We start from the raw sequence: 2,226 nt of genomic DNA, 5'->3' as shown, positions 1-2,226 counted from the left end.
CACATCGTCACCCGGCTGATAGGTGCGGGCCTCGCCCGGCTCGGAACCGGGGCCGGGGATCAGGCCGAGGTGGTCGCCGTGCAGCACGCCGTCGAGCCTGCGGCGCACCGTGAGCTCGAGCGTTTTCAGCGCCGCGGCCAAGCGCGGATCGGTCAGCTCGCCCGCGTGGAACGAAGGCGGAGCGTGCGGAGACCTCGACACTGCTGGAGACGGTTCCGGCGCCGCGGTCACTTGTTCTGAACGTTGCCGGCGGGCTGGGACTGCTGCCCGTTCGGCGGCTGCGGCACGGGCTGCGGGACGCTCTGCTGCTGCGGGTGCTGAGCGGGCTGCGGCGCGTTCTGCTGCGAAACCTGTTGCGGCGCACCGACGGCGGGCGCGGCGGGGGCACCCGGTGCGACGGCCTGCGGGGCGACCTGCGGCATGCCGACGGTCTGCAGCACCCGCTTGATCACTTCCTCCGGGCTGATCTCGTCGGCCAGCGCGTCGTAGGAGAGCACCAGCCGGTGCCGCAGCACGTCCGGGATCACCTCGACCACGTCCTGGGGCACCACGTAGTCGCGGCCGCGGATCAACGCGACGGCGCGGGCCGCGGCGATGATGCCGAGGCTGGCGCGCGGGGATGCGCCGTAGGCGATCCAGCTGGCTACATCCTGCATGCCGAAGTCAGCGGGCTTGCGGGTCGCCGCGATCACCCGGACCACGTAGTCGACCAGCGCGTGGTGCACGAAGGTGTTGGCCGCGACCTGCTGCAGCCGGACGACCTCCTCCGGAGCCAGGATGCGCGTCGCCTCCGGCGGGGTGACACCCATCCGGTAGATGATCTCGCGCTCCTCCTCGACCGAGGGGTAGTCGACGACGACCTTGAACAGGAAGCGGTCGCGCTGCGCCTCGGGCAGCGGGTACACGCCCTCGCTCTCGATCGGGTTCTGCGTCGCCATCACCAGGAACGGGTTCGGCATCGGGTAGGTCTTGCCACCGATCGACACGTGCCGCTCGGCCATCACCTCGAGCAAGGCCGACTGCACCTTCGCGGGCGCGCGGTTGATCTCGTCGGCGAGCACGAAGTTCGCGACGACCGGGCCGAGCTCGGTGTCGAATTCCTCGCGGCCCTGCCGGTAGATACGGGTACCGATGAGGTCGGTGGGCACCAGGTCCGGGGTGAACTGCACCCGGGAGAACGAGCCGCCGACCACCTTGGCGAAGGTCTCCACGGCCAGCGTCTTCGCGATGCCCGGCACGCCTTCGAGCAGCACATGACCACGCGCGAGCACGCCGACGAGCAGCCGTTCGACCAGGCGATCCTGGCCGACGATAACCCGCTTGACCTCGTATATCGCCTTCTCCAGCGTCTGGACGTCACGCTCCAGGGTGCTCGGCTGGGACGCAGGCGCATCTTTCGCCAAATTCGCCCCGCTCACACCATCTGTCGAAGTCACCAACATCCCCGCTTTCGCCTTGGTCCTGTGCGTGCTGCCACAACTATTCCAGGTAATGGCCGTATGTGCCGCAACCGGACCCGACATGAAGGGAATTCAAAGCTTTCGATGTCCGATTCACCGCGACGCGTCAGCTGACGATACGCACCGCGTACGGCATGATCCCACCTTCGCGGACCGACGTCACCCGGACGACGGACCCCGATTCCGGCGCCTCGATCATCTGCCCGTCGCCGAGATACAGCGCGACATGCTGGCTGCCGTTGGGCCCCCAGAACAGCATGTCGCCGCGGGCGCGCTGGTCCACCGGCACCCGGGTGCCCATGTTGTATTGGTAGCCGCTGTAGTGCGGCAGCGAAACTCCGATTCCGGCGAAGGCATAGATCATCAGACCGGAGCAGTCGAAGCCGACCTTGTTGTAGTCGCCGTAGCTGTCGGCGACGCCGCCGTCGCGGATGCCGAGCGTCGGACCGTCTTCGTCGCCGCCGCCCCAGGCGTAGATGACGCCGAGCTGGGACATGGCGCGGTCGACCACCGTCTCGATCGCCGCGGAGCCGCCGATGGACGGCAGGCTCGGACGCGGGGTGCTCTGACGCGGTCGCGGTGAATTCTCGAGCTGGGTGTGCGGGCGTTTCCCTTCGCCGAGTTGTCCGGCGCGCCCCTGGGCGTTCTGGTCGGCGGCGGCGCGGGCCGCGGCGGCCGCGGCGGCGGCCCGCACGGCGGCTTCCTCGGCCCTGCGCTGCTGGTCCCAAGTCAGATAGGCCTCGCGCTGGCCTTCCAGACCGGCCAC

General features: G+C 69.2%; 2 protein-coding genes and 1 pseudogene. All 3 read right to left on the bottom strand.

Going from position 1 to position 2,226, the window contains the following annotated elements:
• Nucleotides 1–201 (bottom strand): annotated as a pseudogene (locus NN4_RS44515) (DUF58 domain-containing protein); the annotation flags it as partial.
• Between the two features lie 26 nt (nt 202–227).
• Entirely contained in the window at nt 228–1,442 is a 1,215-nt protein-coding gene (locus tag NN4_RS44510; RefSeq protein WP_147144457.1) for an AAA family ATPase, read from the bottom strand.
• Nucleotides 1,443–1,566: 124 nt separating this feature from the next.
• The coding region (locus NN4_RS44505) for an NlpC/P60 family protein (protein ID WP_147144455.1) at nt 1,567–2,226 on the bottom strand (660 nt) is incomplete at its 5' end.

It is taken from the genome of Nocardia ninae NBRC 108245 (genome assembly GCF_007990755.1).
Taxonomy (GTDB): domain Bacteria; phylum Actinomycetota; class Actinomycetes; order Mycobacteriales; family Mycobacteriaceae; genus Nocardia; species Nocardia ninae.
The sequence above is the reverse complement of the archived record's forward strand: the minus strand, read 5'-3'. Positions and strand labels throughout refer to the sequence as shown.